Raw genomic sequence first — 18,333 nt, 5'->3', positions numbered from 1 at the left:
CACTCCTTTTTTTAGAGCGGTGGGTATGAGGTTATCAGCGGACAAACCATATTTTTTGCAAATAGTTTGTCCATGCTTCTGGAGCAAGTCTCTGGATACAACTGTAGAACCGGTGCGGCTGCATAATCCAATTGCTACATGTTCTGCGATTGCAGCAAGTGTGTGGTCATTCGGCACCTTGAGCTTTAATTTACCGATAACCTCGATAATTTTGTTGAACGATATTCCAAAGCTCGCGAGTATATATGGGTCTTCTCTCAATCTTTCGACCGCTTCGTGCTGGTATACACGAGCGAGGGCCCCAGCCAGGTTCAGGGGTAAACCAGAAGTCTGTAACCATGTTATTGCTCGGTAGTAGCCTGAGGGTAGCCACTTATCGATAAGCTGCTGAGCCAAAGCTGCAGTAATCCCTTGGATTTGAACAAGCTTGTCAACGTCTCTATTCCTGACCACTTCGTCCAAGTCGAAGGGTGCCCTAACAAGACGTTTAGCTTTTACTTCACCAATTCCCTCTATATTTTCAACAATCCAACGGGCGAGTAGGTCTCCCGACGGTTTCAAGAAAATTGCCGAGGTCGCAGCCAGGCGTTCCTCGGAAATTAGAAATCCGTTTTGTTGAAAGATATTATTTTTTGAGGTGCCTTCGACTCGCCACACTGAACCACTTTGCGCTGCACCCAAAACCACTTCAGGAAGTTCGACGGCAAGGGGGCCCTTTCTGCGGATAACCAACCCAATGTCTGAAATCTCAACAGCCGAGAAGATATTCATTGAGCGCTGTTTGGTTAGTTGAACAATCATGGTCGAACAAGTCCAGTTGCTTGTATAACTTCATCCATAGCGGCGTATCTCTCCAGTTGCCGCCGTAGGGATAAGTTCTCAGCTTTCAGGCGAGCTATTTCCTCAATCAGCTTGTTGTTATTAGCTGTTGTCTCTGTGGCTTTCTTATCTGAGCGTTCGGCTGCAGCCTTATAGCTGTTGATAGTTTGTTTTTTCTCGCCAAACCACCGACATTCTGTCGCGTGCAACAATTCGAGCAATTTTGAGTTCGTTGAATAGCACGACCTGGCAAATCCAAGCTCTACGGCGAGGGCCTGTCGGTTCACTTTACCTTGACGCTCATAGTCCTCATAGTCTCCCGCTAAGTCTCGCTCGGCAATCCAAGTCTCAACAAGCGCCACTATTTCAATCCCACGCCCTTGACTCATTTTGAATCCTTAAGTTTGAACTTTGAAATAGTTGGGCGAGTCACTTGGTATTTTCTCGCCAGACTCGACACGGAGCATCCTGCTGCAAGGTCACTCTTTATCTGTTTAATTTCAATTGGAGTGAGCTTTGGCGGCCTACCAACGTGTTTTCCTGCTGCTTTGGCTCGTTTTTGCCCTTCCGATGTCCTGTCTGCAATTAAGTCACGTTCAAGTTGTGCAAACACACCAAGTAAATGAACTAAGGCTTTTGACATAGCGCTTCCTGAGCTAGTGTCGAATGCACCATCTAAAGATTTAACTGTGGCCCCTTTGCTTGTGATTTCATCAATCGTATTGATAATCGATTTTAACGAACGGCCAATACGGTCGAGACGAGTGATGACAACGGTGTCACCCTTGCGAACAAAATGAATTAACTTTTCAAGGGCCTCGTCACTTGCTTGACCTACTCCGGAATACTTACCTTCGTAGATTTCTTCGCAACCTGCATTTTTCAATTTGGAAACTTGAGACTCAAGATTCTGGTCCCTAGTCGATACCCGCGCATACCCAACTAACATTGTGCACCCCTGCAAGAAAGCTATAGCTTTCTTGCAGTGTAGATATAATGTAAAATAAGTCAACAACAATTAATTATTTGCATGCAAATAAAGGAAGGCACACTTTTTATACAAAGTAACTCTTTCGCTAGGGTAGCTTTACACATATACTGTATGAAAGAACAGGAAAGGATTGAGTGAAATGAGCGACTTGAGTGAGGCTCGATTTCTAAAGTTTGCTAGTCAGTCGTGTGTACGACAACCTCATCTTTTTTTCCACTTACCATTAATTTACGGCCCGGAATCCTCCGGTAAAACCACCTTGACCTTGCAAGTGATTGCGGAAATGCAAAAACTGGGTGGTACCTGTGCTTTTATCGATGCTGAACACGCGCTCGATGTCCAATATGCTTCCAAGTTGGGTGTTAACTTGCCTGACTTGTTGATTTCCCAACCCGACACTGGCGAGCAGGCCTTGGAAATTGTCGATGCACTGGTTCGTTCCGGTTCTGTTGATCTGGTAATTATTGACTCCGTGGCTGCCCTTACACCCAAAGCTGAAATTGAAGGCGACATGGGCGATTCCCTGCCAGGTCTTCAAGCCCGTTTAATGAGCCAGGCCCTGCGCAAATTAACTGCCAATATCAAGCGCACCAATTGCCTGGTTATTTTCATCAACCAAATTCGAATGAAAATCGGGGTTATGTTTGGCAGCCCTGAAACCACAACTGGTGGTAACGCCCTGAAGTTTTATTCCTCGGTCCGTCTGGACATTCGCCGAATTGGTTCCATCAAGAAGGGTGAGGAAGTTATCGGTAGCGAAACTCGCGTTAAGGTGGTCAAGAACAAGGTAAGTCCTCCCTTCAAGCAGGCTGAGTTCGATATTTTGTATGGTCAGGGCACATCCCGAGAGGGTGAAGTTGTTGATCTCGGCGTGTTGCATGGTTTTGTTGACAAGGCTGGCGCCTGGTATTCCTACAACGGCGAGAAAATTGGTCAGGGCAAAGACAATGCGCGCGATTTCCTGAAAGCCAATCCGGCGATGGCTGCAGAGATCGAGAACAAAATCCGTGAAAAGCTGGGTGTGCGTTTGCTTGAAGAAGCGTCAGCCGCACCTGCTGCCAAAAAGAAGAATGAAGTCGAAGACGCCGAGTAAGTTGCCAATCAAGTCGTCTATTAAGTCAAATGGGCGTTCATTCGGAGGTACTACGGGCTCTAGCAAGCCCGTGGTTTCCGCCAAGTCCAAGGCTGTCTCCTTGCTCGCCCGCAGGGAACACAGTCAAACCGAACTTCGAGCAAAGTTGTTGCAGCGCGGTTACGAGCCCGCTGAGGTAGAAGAGGCCATTGAATGGGCAACTTCGCACCAATTTCAATCCGATGAGCGTTTCAAACTGAGTCTGTTTCGAAGGCGTGCCTCAACTTTTGGGGATCGTGCAATTTCCGCCGAATTGGGGCAACACGGTTTGGGAGACCTTAAGTCGCTTTCGCACGATGATTCAGAAACCCAAATCCCGAGCAGTGAAGAAGACAGAGCCTATGACTGGATAAAGCGCAGGCAGCTTTCAAGTCTTGAAAGCGTTTTGGGTGTTGACTCAGCTGTTGATCAGGCTCAATTGTTGGTTTTGAAGTCCAAGGTTTATCGCGGGCTTTCAGCCCGAGGGTTTGAATTTGGCAACATTGAACGCGCTTGGCGGCGCATTCTGGCTGAGTTCAAATCCAATGCGTGATATTATTCCGGTCGGCTTATGTGTTTCCATAGAAGTGATAGTCTAGTTAAATAACGAAGCGTTATTCAACGACACAAGAAGCAAAGAAAGAGATGGATAAAAACCTTCATAGCATGCTTGGCATGCCTCATCCTTGCCTCGGCTTTACGTCCGAGAACCCGCTTGCGCTGTCACGCGAAAAAAACACTCTCCACTTTACAATGTTGTCAGTTCAGCCGCCTTGTTGCGTCTAGCCGATTTGCATTAACTTTCCCAGCAAGGAATTCAAATGAAGATTCACGAGTATCAAGGCAAGGAAATTCTGAAGAAGTACGGCGTGGCTGTGCCTACCGGCTATCCCTGTTTTTCAATTGACGAGGCCATTGCAGCCGCGGAAAAACTGGGCGGCCCGGTTTGGGTTGTGAAGGCGCAAATTCATGCAGGTGGTCGCGGCAAGGGCGGTGGCGTGAAAGTGGCAAAGAGCATGGACGATGTAAAAACGTATGCCAGCCAAATTCTGGGCATGCAGTTGATCACTCATCAAACAGGCCCAGAAGGCCAGAAAGTCAGCCGTTTGCTGGTTGAGGAAGGTGCAGACATCAAAAAGGAATACTACGTTGGCATGGTGGTCGACCGTGTTACCCAGCGGGTCTGCGTCATGGCATCCAGCGAAGGCGGCATGGAAATTGAAGAAGTGGCTGAACACACCCCAGAACTGATTCACAAAGTGTACGTGGATCCCGTTGCAGGGCTGACAGACGCAGAGGCCGATGATTTGGCAGTGAAAATCGGCATTCCCGCGGGTTCTGTTGCCAAAGCGCGTGTGGCGTTTCAAGGTTTGTACAAAGCGTTTTGGGAAACTGACGCCAGTCTGGCCGAAATTAACCCACTGATCTTGACTGGCTCTGGCGACATCATCGCACTGGACGCGAAACTGAACTTCGATTTCAACGCTTTGCACCGTCATCCCGAAATCGTGGCCTTGCGGGATCTGGCCGAAGAAGATCCTGCTGAAATCGAAGCGAGCAAATTCGACTTGAGCTACATCAGTCTTGACGGCAACATTGGTTGCCTGGTGAACGGCGCTGGTTTGGCGATGGCCACCATGGACACCATCAAGTTGTTTGGTGGCGAGCCTGCCAACTTCCTGGATGTGGGCGGCGGTGCCACCACCGAGAAAGTGACAGAAGCTTTCAAAATTATGTTGAAAAATCCCAACCTGAAAGCCATTTTGGTGAATATTTTTGGCGGCATCATGCGTTGTGACGTGATTGCAGATGGCGTGGTGGCTGCATCGAAGGCAGTGGGTTTGTCGGTTCCTCTGGTTGTGCGCATGAAAGGTACGAACGAAGATTTGGGCAAGAAAATTTTGGCTGAATCTGGTTTGCCAATCATTGCAGCGAACACCATGGGCGAGGCTGCGCAAAAAGTGGTGGCTGCAACCAAGGGCGCTTAAGCGCCCGTTGCTCCACATTTGACAGCCATTCAACACGAAAAAGGATTTTCACAATGTCTATTCTCATTAACAAAGACACCAAGGTAATTACCCAGGGTATTACTGGTAAAACTGGTCAGTTTCACACACGCATGTGCCGTGAATATGCCAATGGCAAGAACTGCTTTGTTGCAGGTGTAAACCCCAAGAAAGCTGGCGAAGATTTTGAAGGTGTGCCAATTTACGGCACGGTGGCCGATGCCAAAAAACAGACCGGTGCCAACGCATCTGTGATTTACGTTCCTCCCCCTTTTGCTGCGGCTGCCATTTGGGAGGCTGTAGAAGCTGATCTGGATTTGGTGATTTGTATCACTGAAGGTATTCCCGTCCGTGACATGATCGAGGTGCGTGATCGCATGCGCCGGGAGGGTCGCAAAACCATCGTGGTGGGTCCAAACTGCCCAGGTGTAATTACGCCAGATGAAATCAAGATTGGCATCATGCCCGGCCATATTCACAAAAAGGGACGTATTGGTGTGGTGTCTCGCTCCGGTACCCTAACCTATGAGGCAGTGGGCCAGTTGAGTGAGTTGGGCTTGGGTCAGTCCACAGCCGTGGGTATTGGTGGTGACCCCGTGAACGGGCTGAAGCACATCGACGTGATGCGAATGTTCAATGACGATCCCGACACCGATGCCGTGGTCATGATTGGTGAAATTGGTGGTAGCGATGAAGAAGAAGCTGCCTTGTGGGTGAAGGACAACATGAAGAAGCCCGTGGTTGGTTTCATTGCTGGTGTAACAGCGCCCCCCGGAAAGCGCATGGGCCATGCTGGCGCCATCATCTCTGGCGGTAAAGGTACAGCTCAGGAGAAGCTGGCCATTATGGAAGAGTGCGGTATTACTGTGACCAAAGACCCCTCCGTGATGGGTCAATTGTTGAAGAAGGCCATCGGGGCCTGAGTAGTCAAGTCGCAGTTCACTAAAACCCCACCATTCACTCAGAATGGTGGGGTTTTTCTTTTTAACTAGCGGGGGTACTTCACGCAGGCTGAACACCGAAGAATGGGCTCTCAACACCACTTTTCGATGTGAGGAATGCGACGATGAATACGCCAAGAACTGTTACCCGAAGTAAGGTTTCAAAGGGTTTTACCCTGATTGAACTAATGATTGGTATTGCGATTATTGGCGTGCTGTCGGCAATTGCAATCCCGGCGTTTCAGGATTACCTGAATCGCTCTAAAGTGACTGAGTTAGTCAATCTTGCTCAAGCCTGTAAAACAGGTATTGTCGAGTTTGCTGCATCAACAAGTAGATGGCCTGCCAATGGGTCCCAAGCTGGCTGTCAAACCGGCAATGGTACTGCGATAAACGCAAGATACGCGGATAATTTAATAGTGCGCACTAATGGAGTTATCGAAGTTAGTTTTAGGGAAAGGGAAGTTGCCAGCACAATTACAGATACTCACTATATTCGTCTCAGGCCGGTTATGGCCGATGGAGTAACCATCCAAACTGATGCCAGCCTGCCGATCAGCCAATGGCGTTGTCTGACCAACGTGGGTGTTGCGAATTTCAGATACCTGCCTGCCGCTTGTCGCAACAACGGTTAACTATTATTGGCTGTTAAAATCACTTTTGCCGCCGCGTTTCTCGACGAGTCTGGTTTGAGTCATGACCATGCCCTTGTCAATCGCTTTAAGCATGTCGTAAATGGTGAGAAGCCCTACCTGAACACCGGTCAGGGCTTCCATTTCCACCCCTGTTTTGCCCACGGTTTGCGCGGTGCAGGTGCAATGAACCTCGCACAGTTCATCGTTTAGTTCAAATTCAACTGCCAGTCGAGTCAGTGGAAGTGGGTGACACAATGGAATAAGATCAGAGGTGCGTTTTGCCCCCTGTATCGCGGCAATTCTGGCGACCCCCAACACATCGCCTTTCTTGGCGGTTCCCGCTTTTAAAATAGCGTAGGCCTCATGCCCCAGCTGAATGGTGCCCGTGGCAACGGCTTTGCGTTCGGTTTCGGTTTTACCGCCCACATCGACCATGTGTGCATTGCCTTCTTGGTCAAAGTGCGTAAGTCCGTTCATTGTATTAATCCCCTGCTGACTGATTGTCTTAACTTCATAGGTGCTGGTCGCATTGCCTGCCAGGCGTTTACCTAAATTTACCCAAGGAAAAGCCGTGCTACGCCCGAAGTTGATTGAACTTGTTTTTCATCGCGCTATCATACCCAGACTACCACCGTAAAAAGCCCATGATGCGTCTTGATTTTCGGAAAAGTGTTGCGAGTGTGCTGTGCAGTACCCTGCTGCTGTCTTCCATGTTGTCGCCGATCGCGCATGCGGATGGCTTGAATAACTTGCCAAGCCTGGGCGATGCGGGTGGGGTCGAGCTTTCTGTTCAGGATGAGCGCCGACTGGGGGCCCTGATCATGAAGGATTATCGGGCTTTTGGCGCGGTCAACACCGACCTGGAAATTACGGCCTACATCAGCCGCTTGGGCAACACAATCGTTCAGGCTGCCTCGGAATCTCCATCCAACTTTGAGTTTTTTTTGGTCACCGACAAATCGGTGAATGCGTTCGCCATGCCGGGTGGCTACATTGGCGTGCACACAGGGTTAATTGCGGCTTCCCAAACTGAATCCGAATTGGCCTCCGTGTTGGCGCACGAGGTGGGGCACGTGACCCAGCGCCACATTGCGCGCCGTTTTGGGCAACAAAAGCAAACCAGTCTCGTCGCCACTGCGGCCATGATTGCCGCATTGCTGGTGGCGGGTTCCAATCCACAAGCAGCTTCTGGCCTCATGGCAGCAGGCGCTGGTTACTCCATTGATCAGCAATTGTCCTTTTCTCGCGATGCGGAACGGGAGGCGGATCGGGTTGGGTTTTTGACTCTTCAGCAAGCCGGTTTTGATACTCAGGGCATGGTGGATTTTTTTGGACGTTTGCAAACAGCATCTCGTCTTTATGAAAACAATGCGCCTTCCTATTTGCGTACTCACCCGCTAACCACCGAGCGAATTGCCGACATTCGTAACCGGGCTGGTTTGGAAAGCAGCTCGAATCGAAGTCAAAATCAGTCAAGCCTGGAATTTGAGCTGATCCGGGTCAAGTCCATTGTGTTTGCGGAACGAAGCAACCAACAGTTGGCAGACCGTTTGCGAACTTTTGAATCCCCCAATGAGCAAGAGGGTATCAAAGATCCAGTGGCGTTAATGTACGGCCGTTCGCTGGTCTTGAATTCCATGGGGCGAAAGCAGGAGGCCCTTGCGGCCAGTGAAAAGGCCATCGATTTGTTTAAATCCGGGCAGTCTGTGGTCAAGAAAACCGAGGTGCCCTTGCTGCTTCAAAGTCAGCGCATGAGAATGGCCATGGATGTAAGCTTGCCATTGGCCTCTGCACCCATGGACCAGCGTCCTGTACGGGAGCGCTCGGCCTTGAATGCGCAGGAAAAGGTCACGCTTGGGCAACTGACTTCCCTGCGAAATGAATTTAGAAGTGAAATGTCAGTTCGTCTGCTGTATGCCGAGGGCTTACAGCGTTTGGGTTTATTTGCGGAATCAGATGCATACCTGAAAGAGCTTTCGCAGGCCTATCGCTCTGTGCCTGAGGTTTTTGATCTGCTCGCCCAAAGTGCTTTGGCTTTGCGAAAGCCGGCGGAACACCACATGGCTCTGGCTCAGTCTTACAACGCACGTCAAGCCTATTTGCCAGCAATTGAACAGGCTGAAATTGCCAAACGGTATGCGAGGGATAATTATTATCTGTTGGCTGAAATTGATGCCAAACAACGCGAATACAAACGCAAAGCCGACGCTGAGCGTGAATTCGCCAGGTTTGGCAACTAAGTTCGGCAACTAAGTTTGGCAATCAGCCAGCAAACGAAGCTGAGTTAATCCTTGTGATAATCACTGACTCGTTGTACTTCATTGGCCGAGCCCAGCATCACCGCGCAGCGTTGGTGTAAATCGGTCGGCTGTATGTCCAGAATACGCTGGGTCGCATCGAAGCTTTTGCCGCCAGCTTGCTCCACCAGCATACTCATCGGGTTGGCCTCATACATCAGGCGCAGCTTGCCAGGCTTGTTGGGGTCGCGCAGGTCTTTGGGGTACATGAAAATACCTCCCCGGGTCAACACTCGGTGCACATCGGCCACCATGGAGGCAATCCATCGCATGTTGAAGTCCTTGCCACGCACGCCGGTTTTTCCCTCCAGCAATTCAGCGATGTAACGCTGCACTGGTTTATACCAGTGACGCTGATTCGACATATTGATGGCGAATTCTTTGGTGTCTTCGGGCACATCCATACTTTCGCTGGTTTGGATGTACTGGCCAGCCTCACGGTCGAGTGTAAACGCCACTACGCCCCGGCCAAATGTCAGTACCAGCGACGTTTGGGGACCATACACCACATAACCCGCAGCCAATTGCTCGGTGCCAGGTTGCAGGAAGCTTTCGTTGGTAATTTCACCAACATCAGGATTGGGAAGAACCGAGAAAATGGTGCCGATCGACACGTTCACGTCGATATTGCTGGAGCCATCCAGCGGGTCGAACAGTACCAGGAACGGGCGATCCGAATGCCCGGGTACGGGCGAGCAGTCGTCCAGTTCCTCAGAGGCCATACCCGCCACCACACCGGTTGCAGCAAGCGCTTCCAGAATCATGTCATTGGCGATGATGTCGAGCTTTTTCTGGGTTTCACCTTGTACGTTTTCTGAACCTGCACTACCCAATACGCCGCTCAGCGCTCCTTTGTGAACTGCGGCGGAAATGGATTGCGACACGTCGGCAATCGCCGAGATCAACACACCCATGTGCGCATCTGCGTGGTGTTCAAGGTATTGCGCCAAATTCATACTCATCGTTGTCCTCTGTTCAATTCAAAATCAATGGGTGGCCGCGTCCAGCGCTTTGCCGATCACTTCGCGAACATCTGGCGACAACTTGTCTGTGTCCAATACACGTTCAAGTTGCTTGTGTGCTTTTTCCTGCAGTGCTGGCACCAGTTTGGTCCAGCGGTCCAGCCCACGCGCCATGCGCGCTGCTACTTGTGGGTTAATGGTGTTCAACTCAATGACAAGGTCGGCCCATAGGGCATAACCATCACCTGAATGTGAGTGAAACACACTTGGGTTTTGCATTGCAAAAGCAGCCAAAAGGGAGCGAGCGCGATTCGGGTTCTTCAGAGTGAATGAAGGGTGCTTCAGCAGTTCACGCATTGTTTGCAAAGTGTTCACGTTTTCATTGCTGGCAGGTACGGTGGCCTGCAGCATGAACCATTTGTCCACGGCCAGCGCTTCATTGTTGAAGCGTTCAAAAAATTCGGCCAATTCAGGCGGGTTGCCTGGTCCGTTGTGCACAATATTGCTAAGCGCCGCCATTCTGTCCGTCATGTTGTTGGAGGCCGCATATTGAGCCTTCGCTACATTCAGTTCTTCGTCCGCGCCTGCGGCCACCAAATAGGCCAACGCCACATTTTTCAAGGCACGCTGGCTGGCGGCCACCGCGTTGTAGCTGTAGGGCTGCCCTGTTAAATTGCGTGCATCGTAGATCGCCTTGAAGTCTGCCCCGAAAGTACATGCCAACAAATCGCGCAAGGTGGTACGTGCAAAATGCATCGCAACTGGGTCTACCAGTCCGTCAAATGCCTCAAGCAGTGTTCCCTCACTGGGCAATTGCAAGGCCAAAGCCAAAAAGCCGTCAGACAACTGTTTGTCTTTCAGCAAGTTTTCCACAATTTGCACAGCGGCCTGGGTGTTTGCGCCATCGGTAAGCCCGCGCTGAAGGTAAATGTCCAGAATGGCTTTGCCGTAAATTTTTGGCAGGCATCCCAACGGTTGAATGGGTCGTTGTCGTGACCCGCCAAAAAGATAAGGTCATCCGTAGTGTGCGCGGATTGTAAAATAACGGGTGCAGAAAAGCTGCGAAGCAGCGAGGGCACCACCGGTTTGTCCAAGCCAGTGAACACGAATGTCTGCGTGGGTTCGGTAAAGTCAAGTACATCGCCATGTAGCGCATTCGTATTGCTTTCCAGCTGCAAGGGCACATCGTGACCACTGGCTTTTTCTACAAAACCCAATTTCACAGGAATGTGAAAGGCGGGTTTGATCGCTTGGCCAGGCGTAGGGCGGCAGTTTTGCTTCAAGGTCAATACCAGTTGGCCGTTGGTTTGCGTCCAGCTTGCCGATACCTCTGGGGTTCCTGCCTGTGAATACCAATGGCGAAACTGCTTCAAATCCAGTTCCGGGTGGGCTTCCTGCAGGGCGGTTTCCATGGCACCGACAAAATCTTCACAGGTCACAGCTTGGCCGTCGTGACGTTCAAAATAAATTTGCATCCCGCGCTGAAACAATTGTTCACCCAGCAGGGTGTGCTGCATGCGAATAACTTCAGCGCCTTTTTCATACACCGTCACGGTGTAAAAATTATTGATTTCCTGATAACTGTCGGGTCGTATGGGATGCGCCATAGGGCCGGCATCTTCCGGAAACTGTGCGGCGCGAAGCACCTTTACATCTTCAATCCGTTTCACCGCGCGTGCAGAATCTGCCTGCACTTCATCCAGCCCTTCGGCCATCATGTCTGCGGAGAACTCCTGGTCGCGAAATACAGTCAAGCCTTCTTTTAACGAGAGTTGAAACCAGTCCCGGCAGGTTACCCGGTTGCCTGTCCAGTTGTGAAAGTACTCGTGGCCGACCACGCTTTCAACATTTTCGAAATCAACATCTGTAGCCAATTCTGGATTGGCAAGAACGAACTTGGTGTTGAAAATATTCAAGCCCTTGTTTTCCATGGCGCCCATATTGAAATCGGCGGTCGCCACAATCATGAAGCGGTCCAAATCCAGTTCAAGGCCAAACCGTTCACGGTCCCAGTCAATCGACTTCTTCAAGCTTTGCATGGCAAAGTCGGTTTTATCCAGGTTGCCTGGCTCAACCCAGACTTGCAACAATGCTGGCTTGCCGTTGCCTTTTTTCACTGTTTCTTCCTGGCACACAAAGCGACCGGCCACCAAGGCAAACAGGTAAGCAGGCTTGGGAAATGGGTCTTCCCAGCGAGTCATGTGCAAGCCTTCGCCCAGTTTCTTTTCTTCAATCAAGTTGCCATTGGACAAACTGACCGGGTGCGTGGCCTCGTTGGCAATCAGCGTGACTGTGAATTGGCTAAGAACATCCGGGCGATCAGAAAAATAAGTAATGCGCCTGAACCCCTGGGCTTCGCATTGCGTGAAAAAATTGCCGTTGGAGACATACAAACCTTCAAGCCGCGTATTTTGGTCGGGTTGAATGTAAACGGTAATTTCCAGAACGCCTTCGCGACCAGGGTTGTGAATGGTCAGGCCCGTGTGGCTTTGAGTGTAGCGAGTGGCGTCCAGCTTTTCACCATTGAGCAACACCTGATCCAGCTCAAGGTCTTCCCCATCCAGTTCAAGTGGAAGGTTGTCAGGGTTTGAATGGTCCCACACTTCAAATTCCAGGCGACTTGCCACCTTGGTGCGCGAAGGGTTCAGCGTGAACGTCAAATCAGTGCGACTGATTTTGTAGTTCGGCGCGGTGTAGTCCTTGCGATAAAAGGTGATGGGTGCTTGTGCGTCTCTCATGCCTGGAAATCCTCTTGCTGCAATGTTGCTGCTAGGTGTTGTTGCTTAGTGGTCGTGGCCGCAATCCGGACCATGCTTGTGTTCATGCGCATGCGAGTGCCCATGATCGTGACCATGCCCATGGTCGTGGTCACAGCAATCGTGGTGTTTCAGTTCTGGCACCACAATTTCCAGCATGGGTGCGGTCAGTGTGCTGAATTTCAACTCAAAATGCTCCAGCATGTGCATGCATTCATGGCTCGCCACAACACGCGCGCCGTTTTCATTTAATTGAACCGGCCAAAAGTTAAGGCCTGCCACATGCAGAAATTCTTCGAAGCCTTTCTGGCCGCGTACCACTTCAAACAGTTCTTCTTGAGCAGCCGCCACAATCGCCCATTCATTGGTGTTTGACACCAGTTTGTCGCCCACCTCCACGGTGTCGTGCAAGTGGCAAATCAGGGTGCTGCCGTCGGTGGCTTTCACATCGTGGGGTACTTCCTGGCGTTCATCAAAAGTCAGTTCAATGGTTTTTGCATTGCGAAGCAATACGGCGGCCACCTTGTGGTTGGCCTTTACTACTTTGTTGTACACCACATCGTGGTTGTGGCCGCAATCCGGGCCGTGTTCATGATCGTGATCGTGTGAATGGTCTGCGCTCATGGCATGTCCTTTGAGGTTGTTTAGTCGCGGAAGTTTTCGAAACCCAAAGGTGTCTCAGTCACTTTCTGTTTCAGCAAGGCAATTGCACTTTGCAAATCATCGCGCTTTGCGCCTTGAATGCGCACAGTATCGCCTTGAATACTGGCCTGTACTTTCATTTTGCTGTCTTTGATTTCTTTCACAACCTGCTTGGCCAGGTCCTTGTCCAGTCCGTTTTTAACCGTCACGGTTTGCTTGATCTTGTCGCCAGAGATCTTTTCTTTTTTGTCAAATGTCAGAAAGCGTACATCTACGTTGCGCTTTGCACATTTGTTGCGAATAATCTCGGCGACCTGCTCCAATTTGAAGTCATCGTCGGCATACACCATGATGGTGTTCTCGTTCAATTCAACTTTGGAATCAGACCCCTTGAAATCAAAGCGGGTACCAATTTCCTTGTTCACCTGATCGACCGCGTTGCGCAATTCGATCAAGTCTGGTTTGCAGACCACATCAAAAGACGGCATAGTTCATTCCTTCAAGCATAATGCCTCATTGTAATCGCTAGACCACTCCCTATGTCAGCCCTCACTGCCACCCACAGCGTTGATCTGCAACCCTTGCATACCTTTGGTTTACCAGCCCGTGCCCGCGAGTTGCGTTTATTGGGCGGTCAGTCCGATTTGCTGGCTTTTGCTCGCGCCCGGCAAGAAGGCCAGCCATTTTTGTTGCTGGGCGAGGGCAGCAACACAGTGTTTACCAGCCCACTGGTGGACGCAACGGTTTGGAAAGTTGCCTTGAAAGGGCGACGGTATTTGGGCTGCGACGGTGTTTGTCACCATGTGCGGGTATGGGCTGGCGAAAACTGGCACCAAACAGTCGAGTGGACTGTGGCCATGGGCTGGGGCGGGCTGGAAAACCTCGCCCTGATTCCCGGTTGTGTGGGTGCAAGCCCTGTTCAGAATATTGGAGCCTACGGCGTTGAACTCAAGGACCGCGTTTCAGCGGTGCACGCATTTGATCTGGATGTTCAAAAGGAATGCATTTTCAATCTGGATGAATGCGAGTTTGCATACCGTGACAGTGTTTTCAAGCATGCTGCGCAGGGTCGATATGTGATCACGGCAGTAGATTTTGCCTTACCCGTGCAGTGGCAGCCTGTGTTGGGGTATGGGGATGTGGCTCAGCGTGTGGCTGAATTGGGATCAGTGAACCCCGTGAATCTGTTGAAGGCGGTAAGTGCCATACGTACACAAAAGCTGCCAGACCCAGCCGTATTGGGTAACAGCGGCAGTTTTTTCAAGAATCCGATTGTTGGCTCTGCACAAGCCAATGCCCTTGTTCAGCGGTTTCCAAATTTGGTTAATTACCCAGCAGATCATGGCCAGGTGAAGTTAGCTGCCGGGTGGTTGATCGAACAATGTGGTTTGAAGGGGCATGTGCTGGGTGGTGTAGGTGTTTACAGCAGGCAAGCTCTGATTCTGGTGAACTTGGGGCAGGGAAGTGGCAGTGACTTGTTGCAACTGGTTCAGCATGTGCAATCCAGTGTTCAGCGCAAGTACGGTGTGTTAATTGAGCCAGAGCCCAATTTGATCCCGGGCTTCTCAGAGGCGACCACACCAGGCATATGATCATTGATAAAAAAGCCGTTGAGCTTTGGTGAAATTGGCAAATTTCCGGTAAATGTGAGCAGGGAAGCTATTTCGCTTGGGGCACTCAGTGCCAGTTTGCCGTTGATATGCAGGTTGAAATTGCCAGACCGATGAATTGTGTCGCCGTCAGTCACCTTGTTGACCAAACCATGAATTAGCACATCGTCATTGCCAATTTTGATTCTCAGTTTGTTGAAAAATTCGGTTTCCCTGCTTGGGTAAAATTGCTGGTGTTCGAGATACCCGAAGTTTTCTTTTACATAGCTGCCGGAGACAAAGACAGCTTTTACCCCGGACTGAGGATTTTCGATTCGTGTGCCTTTGCTCCAGGAGTATTCTTCTTTGATCCTCATGTTTTTGGTGTTGGATTGCTCGAATTCAGTGGTTCGCACCAGTTTCCCATCCAGAACAATATCAAAGTCGAGTGTGGCTCTTTTTTTCTGACTCGCATGGGGAAAGCTGAGTTTCAGGTTTTTCGCGAATTTCTCTAACTTGCGAATATCTTTGTTATTTTGTTTGTCGACTTTTCTGGACTGAATGAAGGTGCCGCTCACCAGCGCCCCCATGTCGTTTCCCAGTCCATCGGTTTTTTGAATGAAGCAGGAATTCATTTCCAGTTTCATGGCCTCATGAAGAGATTCAGTATTGCGCACCGGTGTAACCAGCTCAGCTTTTACTTTGTCGTGACAACCGTCGAAATACATGGATACTGCTGATTTGCGCATGTCCCAAATTGGCAAGGGTTCCGAGATTCGGGCAGATACTTGATCAAACACATGCACCAAATTGAAAATGGATTGAAGTTTCAGCGATTCGACTCGTCTTGATTCAATGAGCAGTTGATTCGAATCAGGCTCAAGTCCCGTCACAACGGCTTTTTCGCTGGTTACGCTGTTGCCAAATGCATCTTGAATCACTACATCATATTCATCAGGGTCAATTTTCTTTTCCACGGAGGCAATTTCGAAACTTTGCTGTGTTGCGCCGGCTATGGGCACGCGGTTTAGCCGCCATTGAATTGATTTGACGGGTCCCTTGATCAATACTGACAACGTGACCGGTTTTCCGATTTCAGCCATCACAGAGTTGGGGTGTGCGGCAAAACCAAGGTCAGCAAAATGTGTCACAGCCGCAGCTGTAGTTGAGGTGACAGTCAAGCCGAATGCAATCAGAATGGCGGAAAACATCAGTTTTTTGAAGTGCATATGCGCTTTTGAATTAAGAACCCTACTTCAGCTGAGTGGCCCTTGCTCCAGCAATGTTCCATTCAGGGTCAAATTCGCAGGCATAAAAAAACCGCCACCTTGTGGGTGGCGGTTTTCAAACCTGATTCACGACAAGTGAGTCGCTCAGCCGCGTTTTAGTTTGGCATTGGCTGCAATTCGCATGCGCAGGGCATTCAATTTGATGAAACCACCTGCGTCGGCCTGGTTGTAAGCGCCACCGTCTTCGTCAAAGGTTGCAATATTCTGGTCAAACAGTGAATCTGTTTTTGAATCACGGGCCACCACAATCACATTGCCTTTGTACAATTTCACGCGTACCCAGCCATTCACAGTATTTTGAGTGTGGTCGATCAGGGTTTGCAGAGCCACACGTTCTGGTGCCCACCAGTAGCCGTTGTATATCATGCTGGCGTAGCGGGGCATCAAATCGTCTTTCAGGTGGGCCACTTCACGGTCCAAGGTAATTGATTCAATGGCGCGGTGCGCCTTCAGCATAATGGTACCGCCGGGCGTTTCATAGCAGCCGCGGCTCTTCATGCCCACGTAGCGGTTTTCCACCAGGTCAAGGCGGCCGATCCCGTGTTTGCCACCCAATCGGTTCAGCTCGGTCAGCACGGTTGCGGGGCTCATTTTCTTGCCATTCAGTGCAACAATATCGCCTTTTTCGTATTCAATGTCCAAGTACTCGGCTTCATCGGGTGCCGCTTCGGGGCTGACCGTCCAGCGCCACATGGCCTCTTCGGCTTCCGCACTGGGGTTCTCCAGATGGCGGCCTTCAAAGCTGATGTGAAGCAGGTTGGCGTCCATGGAATAGGGCGCTCCGCCTTTCTTGTGCTTCATGTCGATTTCAATACCCGCGTCTTCGGCGTACTTCAGAAGCTTTTCGCGGCTCAGCAAATCCCATTCGCGCCACGGGGCGATGATTTTCACGCCAGGCATCAGTGCGTAAGCGCCCAGCTCAAAACGAACCTGGTCATTGCCCTTGCCTGTTGCGCCGTGTGAAATGGCATCTGCGCCGGTTTCACGCGCAATATCGATTAGTCGTTTGGCGATCAAGGGGCGGGCAATCGACGTACCCAGCAAGTATTCACCCTCATACACGGTGTTGGCGCGGAACATGGGGAACACGAAATCGCGTACGAATTCTTCACGTACGTCGTCGATATAAATATTCTCGGGCTTGATACCGAACTTCAGTGCTTTTTGGCGCGCGGGTTCAAGTTCTTCACCCTGACCCAGGTCGGCAGTGAAGGTCACTATTTCGCAACCATAGGTGTCTTGCAGCCATTTCAGGATGACTGAGGTGTCCAAACCGCCGGAATAGGCGAGTACTACTTTGTTGATGTCGCTCATGGTTCTCGATCTAAAAAGGGTTGTTAAAGGTCCGCTTACTTGCGGCCCAACAAAAGGAATTCCATCAGGGCTTTTTGCGTGTGCAGGCGGTTCTCCGCCTCGTCCCACACCACGCTTTTCGGTCCGTCAATCACTTCGGCCGCCACTTCCTCGCCACGGTGGGCGGGCAGGCAATGCATGAACAGTGCCTCCGGGTCGGCCACATCCATCATCTCGGTGTCTACCTGAAAATCGGCAAACGCGCGGCGGCGCGCTTTGTTTTCATTCTCGAAGCCCATGCTGGTCCAAACATCGGTGGTCACCAGGTTAGCGCCTTTGCAGGCGTCCATTGGGTCTTCAAACCACTCGTGGTGAGTACCCTTGATATTGGTTTTCGCGGGGTCGATGTTGTAGTCGCTGGGTGTTGAAATGTTCACTTTGAAGTCGAGCAATTCTGCTGCTTGCAACCAGGTGGCGCACATGTTGTTACCATCGCCTACCCAGGCCACTGTTTTGCCTTGAATGCTGCCGCGGTGTTCAATGAATGTAAAAATGTCCGCCAAAATTTGGCAGGGGTGGTATTCATTGGTCAAGCCATTGATGACCGGTACTCGGCTGTTGGCCGCAAAGCGCTCAATAATTTCCTGCTCGTAGGTACGAATCATCACGATGTCGCACATGCGTGAAATAACCTGTGCAGCATCCTCAACTGGCTCACCGCGACCCAATTGCGAATCTTTGGTGTTCAGGTAAATGGCTGAACCGCCCAACTGGTGCATGCCCGCTTCAAAGCTAAGCCGTGTGCGTGTGGATGCCTTCTCGAAAATCATGACCAAGGTACGGTCTTGCAGCGGGTAGTAGGGCTCATAACGCTTGAACCTCGCTTTCACATCGCGAGACGACTGCATCAAGTAATCGAACTCGTCTTTGCTGATATCGTTGAACTGCAAAAAATGTTTGATAGGCATTTTTGTAGACCGGCTTGCCTGGCAGGCCGGCTCC

16 protein-coding genes and 2 pseudogenes are annotated in these 18,333 nt (G+C 50.5%); 7 read left to right on the top strand and 11 right to left on the bottom strand.

Features of this window, described 5'->3' with window-relative positions; all coding sequences use genetic code 11:
- From BSZ31_RS16780 to BSZ31_RS00170, 3 genes are all read right to left on the bottom strand, one after another.
- On the bottom strand, positions 1-801 hold an 801-nt coding region (locus tag BSZ31_RS16780), incomplete at its 3' end, for a helix-hairpin-helix domain-containing protein (protein WP_206018517.1).
- On the bottom strand, positions 798-1,208 hold the full coding sequence (locus BSZ31_RS00175; protein ID WP_105027012.1) for a hypothetical protein: 411 nt from the start codon (positions 1,206-1,208) through the stop codon (positions 798-800). The genes BSZ31_RS16780 and BSZ31_RS00175, both read right to left, overlap by 4 nt.
- Complete coding sequence (locus tag BSZ31_RS00170; RefSeq protein WP_105027011.1) at positions 1,205-1,768, bottom strand: recombinase family protein; 564 nt, start codon at positions 1,766-1,768, stop codon at positions 1,205-1,207. Before BSZ31_RS00170 ends, BSZ31_RS00175 begins: the two co-directional genes overlap by 4 nt.
- 268 nt (positions 1,769-2,036) lie before the next feature.
- Between BSZ31_RS00170 and recA the strand changes: the two are divergent.
- The 5 genes and pseudogenes from recA to BSZ31_RS00145 all read left to right on the top strand — a co-directional run.
- A pseudogene (gene recA / locus BSZ31_RS00165) lies at positions 2,037-2,903 on the top strand (recombinase RecA); the annotation flags it as partial.
- A gap of 70 nt (positions 2,904-2,973) precedes the next feature.
- Positions 2,974-3,474 (top strand): regulatory protein RecX, encoded by a 501-nt coding sequence (locus tag BSZ31_RS00160; RefSeq protein ID WP_206018516.1) that lies wholly within the window; start codon positions 2,974-2,976, stop codon positions 3,472-3,474.
- A gap of 268 nt (positions 3,475-3,742) precedes the next feature.
- A complete protein-coding gene (gene sucC, locus BSZ31_RS00155; protein ID WP_105027009.1) occupies positions 3,743-4,909 on the top strand; it encodes an ADP-forming succinate--CoA ligase subunit beta in 1,167 nt (388 codons plus the stop codon).
- 53 nt (positions 4,910-4,962) lie between these two features.
- The gene (gene sucD / locus BSZ31_RS00150) at positions 4,963-5,850 is read left to right on the top strand and encodes a succinate--CoA ligase subunit alpha (RefSeq protein ID WP_008252667.1); all 888 of its coding nucleotides are present in this window, start codon (positions 4,963-4,965) and stop codon (positions 5,848-5,850) included.
- Between the two features lie 143 nt (positions 5,851-5,993).
- The gene (locus tag BSZ31_RS00145) at positions 5,994-6,503 is read left to right on the top strand and encodes a pilin (protein ID WP_105027008.1); all 510 of its coding nucleotides are present in this window, start codon (positions 5,994-5,996) and stop codon (positions 6,501-6,503) included.
- 3 nt (positions 6,504-6,506) lie between these two features.
- On the opposite strand, the gene moaC is transcribed toward BSZ31_RS00145, so the two are convergent.
- Positions 6,507-6,980: a cyclic pyranopterin monophosphate synthase MoaC gene (gene moaC, locus BSZ31_RS00140; RefSeq protein ID WP_105027007.1), complete on the bottom strand. Its 474-nt coding sequence runs from the start codon at positions 6,978-6,980 to the stop codon at positions 6,507-6,509.
- 167 nt (positions 6,981-7,147) lie between these two features.
- Between moaC and BSZ31_RS00135 the strand changes: the two genes are divergently transcribed.
- Complete coding sequence (locus tag BSZ31_RS00135; protein ID WP_146106534.1) at positions 7,148-8,743, top strand: M48 family metallopeptidase; 1,596 nt, start codon at positions 7,148-7,150, stop codon at positions 8,741-8,743.
- A gap of 44 nt (positions 8,744-8,787) precedes the next feature.
- On the opposite strand, the gene BSZ31_RS00130 is transcribed toward BSZ31_RS00135, so the two are convergent.
- The 4 genes and pseudogenes from BSZ31_RS00130 to BSZ31_RS00115 all read right to left on the bottom strand — a co-directional run bounded on the left by BSZ31_RS00130 (position 8,788) and on the right by BSZ31_RS00115 (position 13,648).
- On the bottom strand, positions 8,788-9,762 hold the full coding sequence (locus BSZ31_RS00130; protein ID WP_105027005.1) for a class 1 fructose-bisphosphatase: 975 nt from the start codon (positions 9,760-9,762) through the stop codon (positions 8,788-8,790).
- 24 nt (positions 9,763-9,786) lie between these two features.
- Positions 9,787-12,500: pseudogene (gene pepN / locus BSZ31_RS00125) on the bottom strand (aminopeptidase N).
- A gap of 45 nt (positions 12,501-12,545) precedes the next feature.
- Positions 12,546-13,142 carry a hypothetical protein gene (locus tag BSZ31_RS00120; protein WP_105027004.1) on the bottom strand — a complete coding sequence of 199 codons (597 nt, stop codon included), beginning with the start codon at positions 13,140-13,142 and terminating at the stop codon, positions 12,546-12,548.
- Between the two features lie 20 nt (positions 13,143-13,162).
- Complete coding sequence (locus BSZ31_RS00115; protein ID WP_105027003.1) at positions 13,163-13,648, bottom strand: YajQ family cyclic di-GMP-binding protein; 486 nt, start codon at positions 13,646-13,648, stop codon at positions 13,163-13,165.
- A gap of 51 nt (positions 13,649-13,699) precedes the next feature.
- Between BSZ31_RS00115 and murB the strand changes: the two genes are divergently transcribed.
- Complete coding sequence (murB, locus tag BSZ31_RS00110; RefSeq protein ID WP_105027002.1) at positions 13,700-14,752, top strand: UDP-N-acetylmuramate dehydrogenase; 1,053 nt, start codon at positions 13,700-13,702, stop codon at positions 14,750-14,752.
- On the opposite strand, the gene BSZ31_RS00105 is transcribed toward murB, so the two are convergent.
- The 3 genes from BSZ31_RS00105 to argF form a co-directional block, all read right to left on the bottom strand.
- Positions 14,671-15,978, bottom strand: coding sequence for a hypothetical protein (locus tag BSZ31_RS00105; RefSeq protein WP_105027001.1), 1,308 nt, complete (start codon positions 15,976-15,978; stop codon positions 14,671-14,673). The two genes, murB and BSZ31_RS00105, sit on opposite strands and share 82 nt — an antisense overlap.
- A gap of 144 nt (positions 15,979-16,122) precedes the next feature.
- Positions 16,123-17,352: an argininosuccinate synthase gene (locus tag BSZ31_RS00100; RefSeq protein ID WP_105027000.1), complete on the bottom strand. Its 1,230-nt coding sequence runs from the start codon at positions 17,350-17,352 to the stop codon at positions 16,123-16,125.
- A 35-nt stretch (positions 17,353-17,387) separates the two neighbouring features.
- Positions 17,388-18,299 carry an ornithine carbamoyltransferase gene (gene argF / locus BSZ31_RS00095; RefSeq protein ID WP_105029682.1) on the bottom strand — a complete coding sequence of 304 codons (912 nt, stop codon included), beginning with the start codon at positions 18,297-18,299 and terminating at the stop codon, positions 17,388-17,390.
- Positions 18,300-18,333: the final 34 nt, after the last annotated feature.

It is taken from the genome of Limnobacter sp. SAORIC-690 (assembly GCF_002954425.1).
In the GTDB taxonomy this organism is placed as follows: domain Bacteria; phylum Pseudomonadota; class Gammaproteobacteria; order Burkholderiales; family Burkholderiaceae_B; genus Limnobacter; species Limnobacter profundi.
The sequence above is the reverse complement of the archived record's forward strand: the minus strand, read 5'-3'. Positions and strand labels throughout refer to the sequence as shown.